Origin of the sequence: Pandoraea morbifera (assembly GCF_902459575.1) — a bacterium.
In the GTDB taxonomy this organism is placed as follows: domain Bacteria; phylum Pseudomonadota; class Gammaproteobacteria; order Burkholderiales; family Burkholderiaceae; genus Pandoraea; species Pandoraea morbifera.
Genome location: NZ_CABPSD010000017.1, coordinates 67,154 through 80,719 on the forward strand (window position 1 = coordinate 67,154; position 13,566 = coordinate 80,719).

Genomic DNA, 13,566 nt, shown 5'->3' on the forward strand with positions numbered 1-13,566 from the left:
ATGTGTGGCGGTGTTGCGTCCGCGTGCAAGCGGGGCAGCGGGATAGCGGGATAGCGGGATAGCGTGGCGACGATGCATGGCCGGACCGCGGGCGCAGGGCGAACGAGGGCGCTGAAGCGGCGTGGGGCCCGGCAAATCGGGGCCTCGCGTAATATACTGGCGATTCTCACGTCCGCCACTCGCGTCGGGCGGGCGCGCCACGCATGGCCGCTCCGCTTGCCGACGGGCTGGCACACGGGCGATGCCTGGTAGCCGCCGACATGACCAACCGATTCCTCAATCTTTACAATCACGATTTCGCACGCGTGGCCGTTGGCGTGCCGCAATGCCGCGTTGCCGACCCCGCCTACAACGCCGCGCAGACCATTGCACTTGCCAGGCAGGCCGACGCCGCCGGCGCGGTGCTCGTGGCATTCCCCGAACTGGGGATTCCCGCATACAGCTGCGAAGACCTGTTCCAGCAGCGCGCGTTGCTCGATGCCTGCGACGCCGCGCTCGCGGAGATCGTTTCGGCGAGTCGCGAGCTTGGGGCGGCGCTCATTGTCGGCATGCCGGTGCGCGTGCAGCAGCGCCTGTTCAATTGCGCCGTGGTCGTGGCGCGTGGCCGGATTCACGGGGTCGTGCCGAAGACTTACCTGCCAAACTACAGCGAGTTCTACGAAGCGCGCCAGTTCAACGCGGCGGACGACGCCGGCGTCGACACGGTTACGCTGCTTGGGAACGCCGTGCCGTTCGGATCGCTCATTTTCGAAGCCGCCGACCAGCCGATGCTGCGCTTTCACTGCGAGATCTGCGAGGACGTGTGGGTACCGGTGCCGCCGTCGTCGTTCGCGGCGCTCGCGGGTGCCACGGTGCTCGTCAACCTGTCGGCATCGAATGTCGTCGTGGGCAAGTCGGCCTATCGCCATCAACTGGTGGGGCAGCAATCGGCGCGGTGTCTCGCGGCGTATCTCTACACCTCGGCCGGACAGGGGGAGTCGAGTACCGATCTGGCCTGGGATGGCCAGGCGTTGATTTACGAGAATGGCGACATGCTCGCGGAATCGGACCGTTTCGCGAGCGAGTCGCATCTGATTTTCGCGGACGTCGATCTGGAGCGGCTCGCGCGCGAACGGATGCACCAGACGACGTTCGGTGTGTCGGTGCGTCGTCATGCCGACGAAGTGGCGCGGTTTCGCACTGTCGAGGTGGATCTCGCGATCCCGCGCGACGCCGAACTGCCGCTCGCGCGGGCGGTCGCGCGCTTCCCGTACGTGCCGTCCGATGCGCAGCGTCGCGACGAGCGCTGCCACGAGGTCTACAACATTCAGGTCCAGGCGCTGATGCAGCGTCTGGCGTCGTCGAAAATTCAGAAGGTCGTCATCGGAGTGTCCGGCGGGCTCGACTCGACACACGCCTTGCTTGTGTGCGCGAAGGTCATGGACCGTCTTGGCCTGCCGCGCACGAACATCCTGGCGTACACCATGCCAGGCTTCGCCACGAGCGAGCGCACGCTGCGTCAGGCGCGCGAGCTGATGGAGGCGGTCGGGTGCACGGCGCGCGAGATCGATATTCGCCCGAGCTGCATGCAGATGCTCAAGGACCTCGACCATCCGTTCGCCCGCGGCGAAGCGGTCTACGATGTGACCTTCGAGAACGTGCAGGCGGGCGAGCGCACCAATCACCTGTTCCGGCTGGCAAACCATCAGGGCGCCATCGTGATCGGCACCGGTGACCTGAGTGAGCTGGCGTTGGGCTGGTGCACCTATGGCGTAGGCGACCACATGTCGCACTACAACGTGAATGCCAGCGTGCCGAAGACCCTCATCATGCATCTCGTGCGATGGGTCGCGGAAACGGGACAATTGGGCGGCGCCGCGTCGGCTTCGCAGGCGAAGTCGCCGAAGGGCGCGCCGCAGCGCAACGTGCTCATCGATATTCTCGAGACGGAAATCAGCCCGGAACTGGTGCCCGGCAAGGCCAACGGGGCGCCCGAGCAGCGCACCGAGCACTTCATCGGGCCGTACGAGCTGCAGGACTTCAATCTGTACTACACGCTGCGCTTCGGCTATGCCCCGCGCAAGGTGGCGTTCCTGTCGTGGAGCGCATGGCACGACGCTGCACTCGGACGCTGGCCGGACGAGGGACACGTCGCGCGACACGCCTACGACCTGGTCGCGATCAAGCGCAACCTGCGCATCTTCCTCGACCGGTTCTTCCGCACCAGCCAGTTCAAGCGGTCATGCATCCCCAACGCTCCGAAGGTCGGCACCGGCGGCTCGCTCTCGCCGCGCGGCGACTGGCGAGCGCCGAGCGACTCGGAGTCGGTGGTGTGGCTCGCGGATCTCGACACGGTGCCGGACGATCCGCATGCCTGACACCGCGACCGTGGGTGCACCGTCATCGGCACGCCCTCCCGGCCCGGTACAATAGCCCGGTGAAGGCTCAGACCCCTCCAACCCAGACAACCAAGACAACCAGGATATCGAGGCGACAATGAAACGCGTAACTGCCATCATCAAACCCTTTAAGCTCGACGAAGTTCGTGAGGCGCTGGCCGAAGTCGGCGTGACCGGCCTGACCGTCACGGAAGTGAAGGGCTTCGGCCGTCAGAAGGGCCACACCGAGCTGTATCGCGGTGCGGAGTATGTGGTCGACTTCCTGCCGAAGATCAAGATCGAGGTCGTGGTGAGCGCCGCGCAGGCGGAGCAGGTCATCGACGCCGTTCTGGGCGCCGCGCGAACCGGCAAGATCGGCGACGGCAAGATTTTCGTGACCGACGTGGAGCGCGTGATCCGCATCCGCACGGGCGAAGAGGGCGAGCAAGCCGTCTGAGGCGAGCGGCGCGACACGCGTCGCCACGCTCGCATCGGCCACGGTGCGCCGGCAGGCATCGGAAATCGGAAGGGCGACGACCGCGATGGCGGCGTCGCCCTTCGACGTTTGATGGCGCCTAATCGGTTCTTATTGCGCTGGACGCGCGCTGGAAGCGCATGGAATGTGCGATAAAGGCGGGATCGAAACCGGTGCGCTCAGGATTTGAGCCGGACATCGAACGCGACGGTGATCAGGCGCACGAAGATCACCGAGAGCGCACTGATCGACAAGGTGTAGAGCGGGTCGAGATCGACGTATGTGAGCGCGATGTAGATCCAGCCGCCGACGAAGGCGCATATCGCGTAAGGGCGCGTGTCGCGCAAAACCAGCGGCACCTCGTTGCAGAGGATGTCGCGAATCACGCCGCCGCCCACGCCGGTAATGACCCCCATCATCACGGACATCAGTGCCGACATGTCGGTCTGCAGCGCGAGCGACGTGCCGGATGCGCTGAAGAAGCCCAGGCCGATGGCGTCGGTAATCAGCAGCACACGCTCGGTCGCCACGCGCGAGACGAGCTTCATGACGCCGGATGTCGAGAGCGAGAGCACCAGAATGATGACCGTGTACCACTGGTGCTGCACCCAGTAGAACGGGCGGTGGTCGAGCAGCACGTCGCGCAGCGTGCCGCCGCCGAATGCCGTGGCGAAGGCCAGCACGAACGCGCCGACCGGATCGAGGTGCTGCTTGCGGGCTTCGGCGAACCCCGAGATCGCGCACGAGAATACGGCAATGGCCTCCATCACGGCCAGAATCGTATGCAGTTGGGCGCTCATCTCTTGAATCATCGGCGAATCCCGAGAGTGATACGTCGTGATCGGCGGGAGTGCGTTCGCTTACCCGCGGGGCGCCCTCGTCTGCGCAGCCTGGAGCAATACTACCAGCGCACCGCCGCCGCCGTCGCGTCCTTGCGCCTGCGCCCACGCGAGCACTTCATTCTTCTGTGCGAGCCAGCCTCGCACCTTGTCCTTGAGCACCGGTTCGCGATTGACCGACCCCAGCCCCTTGCCGTGAATCACGCGCACGCAGCGCAGGCCGCGCTTGACGGCGTCGTGCAGAAACGCGGACAGCGCCTCGCGCGCTTCGTCGCGGCGCATGCCATGCAGGTCGATCTGCGCTTGCACGACCCATTCGCCGCGCTGGAGCTTGAGCACCGTGTCCTGACTGATGCCGGGGCGGCGGTAAGACAGACGGTCGTCGGTGTCGAGCAGCGCTTCGGGATCGAACTCGTCGGACAGCGATTCGAAAAGCACCGCCGCTTCGTCTTCCTGTGTCTGGCGGGCGACGGGCTCGGGCCGTTGGCGCGGGTGCTCGACGCGATCGACGGCACCCCTGGCGGCAAGCGGTGCGATGTCGCCGATGCTGTCGCGGAAGACATTGGCGTCGCGCCGGGCCTGGGCGGCGCGCTGGGCGGCGGCCAGGCGTTCGGCCTCACGCGCGGCCGTCTCCTTCGCGAGCGTATCGCGCAGGGCGGCGAGGTCGCCGAGGCTGAGTTTCGGTGGCTTCTTGCTCATGGGCGTGCGAACAAGGACGAGGGAGGATCAAGCCGGGCGGCCGGATCCGTCGGATTCGGTCGCCCCAAAGCACCAAAGACGTCACGGGCAACGGCGCCATGGCCGCATCGCGCCACGCACGAAGCGGTGAGCGGCGGACGGCAAGGGCACCGGAGCACGGCGCGAATGCGTTACTGGTCGAGGTTCTCGAGGTAGCGCTGGGCGTCGAGCGCGGCCATGCAACCCGTGCCGGCGCTGGTAATGGCCTGGCGGTAGACGTGATCCTGCACGTCGCCGGCGGCGAACACGCCCGGCACGCTGGTCGCCGTCGCGTTGCCGTTCAGGCCGCTGTGCGTGACGATGTAGCCGTTCTTCATCTCGAGCTGACCCTCGAAGATATCGGTGTTCGGTTTGTGGCCGATGGCGATGAACACGCCATGCAGCGCGATATCCTCGTGCGCGCCGGTCTTCACGTTCTTGATGCGCACGCCGGTGACGCCGGAGTCATCCCCGGTCACTTCGTCGAGCACGTGGTCGTATTTCAGTTCGACCACGCCCTGCTTGGCCTTCTCGAGCAGACGGTCGATCAGAATCGGTTCGGCGCGGAATTTGTCGCGACGGTGGATCACGGTCACCTTGCTGGCAATGTTGGCCAGGTACAGCGCTTCTTCCACGGCCGTGTTGCCGCCGCCGACCACGCAAACTTCCTTGCCCTTGTAGAAGAAGCCGTCGCACGTGGCGCAGGCGGACACGCCGCGGCCGGAGAAGGCTTCCTCGGACGGCAGGCCCAGGTACTGGGCCGACGCGCCGGTGGCGATGATCAGGGCGTCGGCGGTGTATTCGCCGGCGTCGCCGATCAGGCGCAGCGGGCGCTCGTTCAGGTGCACCGTATGGATGTGATCGAAGATCATCTCGGTGTTGAAGTGCTCGGCGTGGGCCTGCATGCGGGCCATGAGTTCGGGGCCTTGCACGCCGGTCGGGTCGCCGGGCCAGTTCTCGACGTCCGTGGTGGTCATCAACTGGCCGCCCTGGGCGATCCCGGTGATCAGCACGGGGTTGAGGTTGGCGCGCGCGGCATAGACGGCGGCGCTGTAGCCGGCAGGGCCGGAACCGAGAATCAGGACTTTTGCGTGCTTGGCGACGGACATGGACGGACTCACCGGAAAGGGGGTAGGGGCTGGCGCCGGAACGGATCCGGCGCAAACCCACATTATAAAGGGCCGACGTCGTTTCGTTGATGGAGCCTTCCAATCGAGGCGATAGCGAAGCGCCGGACCGGGCGCTTGCGAGTGCCGGAAGCCGGGGCGGCATGTTGCGGGAAGTGCCGGCGTTACTGCTTGTCACCTTTTCCTGCATTAACGAATGTAATAGTTGTTTACAATGGAGCCTTGCCGCGCGGCAGGCCGCCCGTCTGCCCGCCCAACCCCATGGCTTGATGACGACGAAATCTTCTTACTCTGCTGGTGCCGGATCGTCGTTGCCCAATCGGGTGACGCACCTTTTCCATGAAATCCGCTGGATGGCGCAGGTCGCGCTGATGGTGTTCCTGTTGATGGCGTTGTTCTCGTACAGCCGTCTGGACCCCAGCTGGACACATGCGGCGCACGTGGAGCGCATCGCCAACTGGGCGGGGCGCGTGGGCGCGTGGGTGGCCGACATGCTGCTGCTCACCCTCGGCCTGTCCGCCTACTGGCTGGTCGTGTTCATTGCCCGGCGCGTCGTCGCCGGCTACCGGCGAATTTCCGCCCGGCGCGAGGCGCCGCCGCTGCGTGAGCGGCTGGCAAGCGGCGGTTGGGTGGAAATCGTCTCTTCCCTGATGGTGCTGCTCTCGAGCGCCGGCATCGAATCGCTGCGCCTGTATCGCCTCAAGGCCCAATTGCCGCGCGCATCGGGCGGTGTGATCGGCGAGACTGTCGGCGGCTTCTTCCAGCACGCGCTCGGCTTCACGGGCGGCACGCTGGCACTCCTGCTCATCTTCGCCTTCGGGCTGTCGTTGCTGTTCCATTTCTCGTGGCTGTCCGCCGCCGAGAAGCTCGGCGCGCTGATTCTCGATACGGGTACGGTGATTCGTCGTCGTCGCGAAGCGCGCCAGGATCGCCGGTTGGGCGAGGAGGCGGCAATCGCGCGCGAAGGCGCCGTCGTGCAGAACCGCGTGCGCGCCGAAGTGCATGAGCCGGTGCAGATCGTGCCGCCGGTCAAGGTCGTGCCCAAGAGCGAGCGCGTCGAGAAGGAGAAGCAGGCGCCGTTGTTTGCCGATCTGCCCGATTCGATCCTGCCGCCGCTCGCGCTGCTCGATGCCGCGCCGGCCGCACAGGAGACGGTGTCCGCCGAGACCCTGGAGTTCACCTCGCGCCTGATCGAGAAGAAGCTCAAGGACTTTGGCGTGGAGGTGAGCGTCGTGGCCGCCTATCCGGGACCGGTCATCACGCGCTATGAGATCGAGCCGGCCACGGGGGTGAAGGGCAGTCAGATCGTGAACCTCGCGAAGGATCTGGCGCGCTCGCTCTCGCTGGTGTCGATCCGCGTGGTGGAGACCATTCCGGGCAAGAATTTCATGGGGCTGGAGCTGCCGAATCCGCGCCGCCAGACGGTGCGTCTGACGGAGATTCTGGGTTCTGAGATCTACAACGACTCGTCGTCGCTGCTGACGCTGGCGCTCGGCAAGGACATCGGCGGAAAGCCGGTCGTGGCCGATCTGGCCAAGATGCCTCACCTGCTCGTGGCCGGCACCACCGGTTCCGGCAAGTCGGTGGGGATCAACGCCATGATCCTGTCGCTGCTGTACAAGGCGACGGCCGAGCAGGTGCGCCTGATCCTGATCGATCCGAAGATGCTCGAAATGAGCATGTACGAAGGCATCCAGCATCTGTTGTGCCCGGTGGTCACCGACATGCGCCAGGCCGGCCATGCGCTGAACTGGGTCGTCGCGGAAATGGAGCGTCGCTACAAGCTCATGAGTAAGCTCGGCGTGCGCAACCTGGCTGGGTACAACAACAAGATCGACGACGCTGCCAAGCGCGAAGAACATATTCCCAATCCCTTCTCGCTCACGCCGGAGGCGCCGGAGCCGTTGCAGCGTCTGCCGTATATCGTCGTGGTGATCGACGAGCTGGCGGACCTGATGATGGTTGTCGGCAAGAAGGTCGAAGAGTTGATCGCGCGTATCGCGCAAAAGGCGCGGGCGGCGGGCATTCACCTGATTCTGGCCACGCAACGACCGTCCGTCGACGTGATCACCGGGTTGATCAAGGCGAACGTGCCGACGCGCGTGGCGTTCCAGGTGTCCTCGAAGATCGACTCGCGCACCATTCTCGACCAGCAGGGGGCCGAAACGCTGCTGGGCATGGGCGACATGCTCTACATGCCGCCCGGTACCGGCTTGCCGCTGCGCGTGCATGGCGCGTTCGTGGCCGACGACGAGGTGCATCGCGTGGTCGAACGGCTCAGGGAGCAGGGCGAGGCGAACTACGTCGAGGGCATTCTTGACGGCGCCGCGGAAGGTGAGGACGGCGGCGTCGACGGCGCGGGCGGCGGAACCGGCGAGGGGGGCGGCGAGTCCGATCCCCTGTACGACCAGGCCGTGGCCGTGGTGCTCAAGCAACGCCGGGCGTCGATCTCGCTGGTGCAGCGGCATCTGCGTATCGGCTACAACCGCGCGGCGCGCCTGCTCGAACAGATGGAACAGTCCGGCGTCGTGTCGGCGATGGCGAGCAACGGCAATCGGGAAATCCTGGTGCCGAATCGCGAAGGAGAATGAGAAACATGCTGGGATTCAAACGAGGCCTGCCGATCGTGGTCGGTGCCGTGGGCGTGACATTGGCGGCGTGGGTCGCTCCCGCTTTCGCAAGCGGCACGGCGCAGCTCAAGGCGTTTGCCGCGCAGGTGAAGTCGGCGCGAGGCGAGTTCGAGCAGAAGCAGGTCAAGGGGCAGCAGGACGGCACGATGAAAGTGACGAATGCGGCTTCGGGAACCTTTGAGTTTTCTCGCCCGGGGCGCTTCGTCTGGCGTTACGTGAAGCCGTATGAGCAACTGCTCCAGGCGGACGGCGAGACGCTCTACATCTACGACAAGGACCTGAACCAGGTGACCGAGCGCAAGCTGGGCGCGTCGCTGGGGGCCAGCCCGGCGGCCATTCTGTTCGGCAGCAATGACATCGAGAAAAGCTTTTCGCTCAAGGATGCCGGCGTGAAGAACGGCATCGACTGGGTCGAGCTCAAGCCAAAGGCTCAGGACACGCAGTTCCAGCGCGTTGGCATCGGGTTTCGCGATGGCAATCTGGCCGCGATGGAACTGTACGATGCGTTCGGCAACGTGACCCTGCTGACCTTCGACAAGATTCAGAAAAATCCGCCGATGCCTGCGGATCACTTCAAGTTCACCATGCCCAAGGGGGCCGACCTGATCAAGGGTTGAGCCGGTGCCGGGCGCGGCTGCGTTCACACGGAGCGTGTCCGGGCGCACCCGAGCCTGTCCCTGAGTCGCGGCGGATGTTTGGGAGGCGGCGCGCGGATTGGCGCCGACCGGTGGTCCTTCGTCGGCCGGCATATCGCGGGGCTTGCGGGCGGCGCGGTGGCGGGGCTGGCATAATGGCCATATCCGATTATCCGAATGCGGCCGGGGACATCCCCGGCCGCGCCGCTTGAGAACATGCCACACGACGCCCCGCTGTCGGCCTCGGTACCTCTGGCCGAGCGCCTGCGCCCCCATACCATCGACGACGTGATTGGCCAGCGCCACCTGCTGGGCAAGGGCAAGCCGTTGCGCGTGGCATTCGAGGCGGGGCGCCCTCACTCGATGATCCTGTGGGGGCCGCCGGGCGTCGGCAAGACCACGCTCGCGCGCCTGATGGCCGACGCCTTCAAGGCCTACTTCATTTCGCTATCGGCGGTGCTCTCGGGGGTGAAGGATATTCGCGACGCCGTCGAGGCAGCGCAGATCCAGCGGGCGCAGGGCAAGCAGACGGTCGTGTTCGTCGACGAGGTGCACCGCTTCAACAAGGCACAGCAGGACGCATTCCTGCCACACGTGGAATCGGGGCTGTTCATCTTTGTAGGCGCCACCACGGAGAATCCGTCGTTCGAAGTGAACGGTGCATTGCTCTCGCGGGCGGCCGTGTATGTGCTCAAGAGTCTGAACGACGAAGAGCTCGGCGAGATGGTCACGCGGGCGGCGCGCGAGCTGGGCGACATTGGTTTTACCGACGAGGCACGTCAGGGCCTGATCGACTCGGCCGATGGAGACGGTCGCAAGCTGCTCAACAATGTGGAGATCGTCGCGCAGGCGGCAATGTCGCAGGGGCTGGAGACGATCGACGAGACGTTGCTGGCCAGCGTGCTTGCCGAGAATCTGCGTCGTTTCGACAAGGGGGGCGATGCGTTCTACGACCAGATCAGCGCCTTGCACAAGTCGGTGCGCGGCAGCTCGCCGGACGGCGCGCTGTACTGGTTCTGCCGCATGCTCGACGGCGGGGCCGACCCGCGTTATCTGGCGCGGCGTATCGTGCGCATGGCGTGGGAGGACATTGGCCTGGCCGATCCGCGCGCGGCGCGCATCGCGCTCGACGCGGCAGAGACATACGAGCGCCTTGGGACGCCCGAAGGGGAGCTTGCGCTCGCGCAGGCCATTCTCTATCTCGCGGCCGCGCCGAAGTCCAACGCCGGTTACAACGCCTACAACCAGGCGCGGGCGTTCGTCGGCAAGGACAAGTCGCGCGCGGTGCCGATCCATCTGCGCAATGCGCCGACCAAGCTGATGAAGGAACTCGGCTATGGTCACGAGTATCGTTACGCGCACGACGAGCCCGATGGTTACGCTGCCGGTGAGACTTATTTTCCCGACGATATGCGCGCGCAACAGTGGTATCGTCCGGTGCCGCGCGGACTCGAGGGCAAGATCGGCGAGAAGCTCAATTGGCTGAAGTCGCTCGATGCCGAATGGCGGCGCACGCATGCCAGGGCGAAGACGTCCGGCGTGCCGGCGAAGGCGTCCGCGCCGGACCATGCGGCTTCTGGCAAGGCGCCGTCGGACGAGGGGGCCTACGACGAGTCCGCCTGAGGTCGACCGGCGACCCGGAGTCCATGCGACGAGAGGGCGTCCCGCAATGCGGCGTGCCGTCTGATCCCGCGCATCACAATGAATCGGCCAAATGGCGTCATCGCTGTGCGCGTTTGGTAAAATCTCCGCTTTGCCGCCACCGGTGCCGAGAAGGCGCTTGCGCGGCCACCACGAATATCTTGGCCCACAAGTGTGGGCCGCTAACGACAGACGACCCACCATGCTCGACATTCAACTTCTTCGCAAGGATCTCGACGGCGTAGCCGCGCGACTCAAGGCGCGCGGCTATACGCTGGACGTGGCGGCGTTTGCTGCGCTCGAGGCGGAGCGCAAGCAGATTCAGACGCAAACCGAGGAGCTGCAGGCTCGCCGCAATGCGCTCTCGAAGCAGGTCGGCATGAAGAAAGGCAAGGGCGAAGACGCGTCGGCCGAGATCGCTGAAGTCGGTGGCATTGCCGACAAGCTCAAGGCGTCGTCGGAGCGGCTGGAAGAGATCCAGGCGCGTCTGTCGGAACTGTTGCTGGGCGTGCCAAACCTGCCGCACGAAAGCGTGCCGGTCGGCTCGGACGAGTCGCAGAACGTGGAAGTGCGTCGCTGGGGCACGCCGCGCCAATTCGACTTCACGCCGCGCGATCACGTTGACCTCGGTGCCGCGCTCGGGTTGGATTTCGATGCGGCGGCGAAGCTCGCCGGTGCACGATTCTCGGTGATGAAGGGTGGCATTGCCCGTCTGCACCGGGCGCTCGCGCAGTTCATGATCGACACGCACACTTCGGAGCATGGGTATACGGAAACGTATGTGCCTTACATCGTGAATGCGGCGTCGATGCGTGGCACGGGGCAATTGCCGAAGTTCGAGGATGACTTGTTCAAGGTGCCGCGCAAGGTGGGTGGCGACGAGGGCGAGCGCATCGAGAACTTCTATTTGATTCCGACGGCGGAAGTGTCGCTGACGAATCTGGTGCGCGACGAACTGCTGGCCAATGATGCGCTGCCGATGCGCATGGTGGCGCACACGCCGTGCTTCCGTTCGGAAGCGGGCAGCTACGGGAAGGACACGCGCGGCATGATTCGCCAGCATCAGTTCGACAAGGTCGAGCTGGTGCATGTGGTGCGTCCGGAGGAGTCGTATGACACCTTGGAGATGCTGGTTGGGCATGCCGAGGCGATTCTGAAGAAGTTGGAGCTGCCGTTCCGTACGATCGTGCTGTGCACGGGCGACATGGGCTTCGGTTCGGCGAAGACGTACGACATGGAGGTGTGGATTCCGGCACAGAACACGTATCGCGAGATCTCGTCGTGTTCGAACATGGAGAGCTTCCAGGCGCGCCGGATGCAGGCGCGATTCCGCAATGCGCAGGGCAAGCCGGAGTTGGTGCACACGCTGAACGGTTCGGGCCTGGCGGTGGGGCGCGCGCTCGTCGCGGTGCTGGAGAACTACCAGAATGCCGATGGTTCGATCACGGTGCCGGACGTGCTGCGCCTATACATGGGTGGCATCGAACGTCTCGTGCCGGCGAAGTAAAAAAATTCGCAAAAAGGGGTTGGCAGAAAAAGAAATTCAGCTATAATCTCTTTCTCGCTGCTTGAGGCCACTCAGGCAGCGAACCAAAGCAGGAAGAATGCTTGGAGAGGTGGCAGAGTGGTCGAATGCGCCGGACTCGAAATCCGGTATACGGTTATACCGTATCGTGGGTTCGAATCCCACCCTCTCCGCCAAGCCCCTTATGCTGCTTGACTCAAAGGCCGGTTATCCGGCCTTTTTGTTTTGCTGTGCCTCAAAACACCGAGGCACTTGTGCCCAAATTGTGACCGAGTTTGCATGCTCGGCCAGATGGTCGGGCGCAAGGTGGGCATAACGCAGAACCATCTCGTAGCTCGCCCATCCCCCCATCTCCATCAGAGTTTGCAATGGCGTTCCGTTCTGGACGTGCCAGCTTGCCCATGTATGGCGAAGGTCGTGGAATCGGAAATCGCTGATCCCCGCACGCTTGCATGCGCCTTTCCATTGGACGTTATCCAGATACTCCAGCGGTTCGCCATTCCTCACAAAGACACGAGTTTGGTGCTTCCCGATCTGGCGGCGAATCACTTCGACGGCCTCGTCGTTCAACGGAACCCCAATCGGCTTACCCGCCTTTGCTTGGTCGGGATGTATCCAAGCGCGTCGTCTCACTAGGTCAACCTGCGACCATTCCAGACCGAAGATATTGCCGCGCCGCAAGCCAGTGGAAAGGGCCAATGTTGCAACATCTCTCAGCCAGTCGGTTTTGATGGCTTTGAGCAGCTTTTGTGCCTCCTCAGGCGCGATCCAACGAATGCGTTTTGAAGGCTCAACAAGGTCCTCCAATGTCGGCGCTCGATTGATCCACTCCCACGGGCCTGCGGCATCGTTGAGCATCGCCCGAATGGTCGCAAGATAGCGGTTCTTCGTTGCGTTGCTCGTCTTTGTCTCCGTCTTGCCGCGCATGTACGTCTGAGGCAGTGCATCTATAATGCGGTCACGGGTGAGCTTGTCCAGAGCTTCGCCGCGGAACGACTCACGAAAATGCAAAATGTGCCGTTCCTTACTCTCGTAGTCCTTCGACCCGGACTGTTCTGTCAGATACCTTACGGCGGCTTCTGCGAACGTCCGGGACGGCTTTTCCCCGAGCTTTGTTACTCGCCACGCTTCGGCTTTGACCTTGTCGTGGTATTCCTGAGCTTCCTTTCGGTCGCTCGTGCCAGCAGAACGTCTAAGTCTTTCTCCGCCTGGTAAGCGGATGTCAATCCAATAGACGTCTCCGCGCTTACGGATGGGCATAGTTTCTCCTTCTCCGCCGGCGCCGGTCGGTTGCCATTGTACGCCGGGATGTTTTTCAGTTGCTCGGGCCATATCCGCCACGCGGCTCCGACTCGGAAAAATCCAAGTTCCTGCCGGTGTGCATATGCTGTGCTGTAGGAAACGCCGAGCAGTTCGGCGGCTTCACGAATGCTTATCGCTCCCATCGTCTAACCTCCATTCCTTCGCGGTGACCCGCAGAAGTTCGTTCGTACTATCATGGGTTCCCGGCCACTCTCGGAAGCCGCTCAGACCATGTGGACCCTCAACTTCATGTATCGCGGTTGCAACGTCGACATCGAGATCGGCGAGCGTGCGACCCTGTGGGACATCACCATCGAG

Annotated in this window: 11 protein-coding genes and 1 tRNA gene; 7 read left to right on the plus strand and 5 right to left on the minus strand. The window is 64.1% G+C overall.

What is annotated here, in order from left to right; all coding sequences use genetic code 11:
* Positions 1-260 precede the first annotated feature (260 nt).
* Both PMO31116_RS21100 and PMO31116_RS21105 read left to right on the plus strand, forming a co-directional pair.
* Positions 261-2,357 (plus strand): NAD(+) synthase, encoded by a 2,097-nt coding sequence (locus PMO31116_RS21100; protein WP_150568419.1) that lies wholly within the window; start codon positions 261-263, stop codon positions 2,355-2,357.
* 118 nt (positions 2,358-2,475) lie between these two features.
* Positions 2,476-2,814 carry a P-II family nitrogen regulator gene (locus PMO31116_RS21105; RefSeq protein WP_010805431.1) on the plus strand — a complete coding sequence of 113 codons (339 nt, stop codon included), beginning with the start codon at positions 2,476-2,478 and terminating at the stop codon, positions 2,812-2,814.
* 197 nt (positions 2,815-3,011) lie between these two features.
* On the opposite strand, the gene PMO31116_RS21110 is transcribed toward PMO31116_RS21105, so the two are convergent.
* From PMO31116_RS21110 to trxB, 3 genes are all read right to left on the minus strand, one after another.
* Positions 3,012-3,632 carry a trimeric intracellular cation channel family protein gene (locus PMO31116_RS21110; RefSeq protein WP_023873488.1) on the minus strand — a complete coding sequence of 207 codons (621 nt, stop codon included), beginning with the start codon at positions 3,630-3,632 and terminating at the stop codon, positions 3,012-3,014.
* A gap of 60 nt (positions 3,633-3,692) precedes the next feature.
* Positions 3,693-4,370, minus strand: a complete 678-nt coding sequence (locus PMO31116_RS21115) for a Smr/MutS family protein (protein ID WP_150568406.1) — start codon at positions 4,368-4,370, stop codon at positions 3,693-3,695.
* A 170-nt stretch (positions 4,371-4,540) separates the two neighbouring features.
* Positions 4,541-5,497, minus strand: a complete 957-nt coding sequence (trxB, locus tag PMO31116_RS21120) for a thioredoxin-disulfide reductase (RefSeq protein WP_023597082.1) — start codon at positions 5,495-5,497, stop codon at positions 4,541-4,543.
* A gap of 287 nt (positions 5,498-5,784) precedes the next feature.
* On the opposite strand from trxB, the gene PMO31116_RS21125 reads away from it, so the two are divergent.
* The 5 genes from PMO31116_RS21125 (at position 5,785) to PMO31116_RS21145 (ending at position 12,122) form a co-directional block, all read left to right on the plus strand.
* A complete protein-coding gene (locus tag PMO31116_RS21125) occupies positions 5,785-8,106 on the plus strand; it encodes a DNA translocase FtsK (protein WP_150568407.1) in 2,322 nt (773 codons plus the stop codon).
* Positions 8,107-8,111: 5 nt separating this feature from the next.
* The gene (gene lolA, locus PMO31116_RS21130) at positions 8,112-8,762 is read left to right on the plus strand and encodes an outer membrane lipoprotein chaperone LolA (RefSeq protein WP_023597080.1); all 651 of its coding nucleotides are present in this window, start codon (positions 8,112-8,114) and stop codon (positions 8,760-8,762) included.
* A 234-nt stretch (positions 8,763-8,996) separates the two neighbouring features.
* Positions 8,997-10,403 (plus strand): replication-associated recombination protein A, encoded by a 1,407-nt coding sequence (locus PMO31116_RS21135; protein ID WP_150568408.1) that lies wholly within the window; start codon positions 8,997-8,999, stop codon positions 10,401-10,403.
* A 220-nt stretch (positions 10,404-10,623) separates the two neighbouring features.
* Positions 10,624-11,928, plus strand: a complete 1,305-nt coding sequence (gene serS / locus PMO31116_RS21140; protein WP_150568409.1) for a serine--tRNA ligase — start codon at positions 10,624-10,626, stop codon at positions 11,926-11,928.
* A 103-nt stretch (positions 11,929-12,031) separates the two neighbouring features.
* Positions 12,032-12,122 (plus strand) — tRNA-Ser (locus PMO31116_RS21145).
* Between the two features lie 31 nt (positions 12,123-12,153).
* Here PMO31116_RS21145 and PMO31116_RS21150 read toward each other — a convergent pair.
* Together PMO31116_RS21150 and PMO31116_RS24485 are read right to left on the minus strand one after the other, a co-directional pair.
* Complete coding sequence (locus PMO31116_RS21150; RefSeq protein WP_425494816.1) at positions 12,154-13,173, minus strand: tyrosine-type recombinase/integrase; 1,020 nt, start codon at positions 13,171-13,173, stop codon at positions 12,154-12,156.
* Entirely contained in the window at positions 13,062-13,391 is a 330-nt protein-coding gene (locus PMO31116_RS24485) for a helix-turn-helix domain-containing protein (protein WP_150568411.1), read from the minus strand. The genes PMO31116_RS21150 and PMO31116_RS24485 overlap by 112 nt, the downstream gene beginning before the upstream one ends.
* Positions 13,392-13,566: the final 175 nt, after the last annotated feature.